This window comes from Vibrio anguillarum (assembly GCF_003390515.1).
In the GTDB taxonomy this organism is placed as follows: Bacteria; Pseudomonadota; Gammaproteobacteria; order Enterobacterales; family Vibrionaceae; genus Vibrio; species Vibrio anguillarum.
The window spans coordinates 957,673-957,966 of sequence record NZ_CP031478.1 but is presented as its reverse complement, the minus strand read 5'-3'; the positions used below and the strand labels follow the sequence as shown (position 1 = coordinate 957,966).

The 294-nt window shown below is 44.2% G+C and carries 1 protein-coding gene; it reads left to right on the top strand.

The features are described from left to right. Window positions 1-200, top strand: a 200-nt coding sequence (locus DD616_RS03995) for a hypothetical protein (RefSeq protein ID WP_208871494.1), incomplete at its 5' end; no start/stop codon positions are given. Window positions 201-294 lie beyond the last annotated feature (94 nt).

The following is a 294-nucleotide window of genomic DNA, read 5'->3' as shown; positions in this document are numbered from 1 at the left end:
CCTTTCAGCAACAAACCAAGCGTTTGTGTCAGGAAAACTCAACGAGCGAAAACTTCAGCAAGTACAAAACGCTTGATAACCTTGCCCTTTCCACACTTTGCGCCCGCGGAATTGGCAGCAAGCCAACGCTAAAAATGATTGAGGCAAACAAAGAACCTTGCCTGTTTTACGGCTTGAGTAAACCACGAATTTTAGGGTAAAAATGCTCATTTGCCGACAACGCAAAACGAATGGCCGGAGAAATCTAAAAAGATTGAATCCCTAAATTTACCAGAGTTGCATAACGCCCGGCTA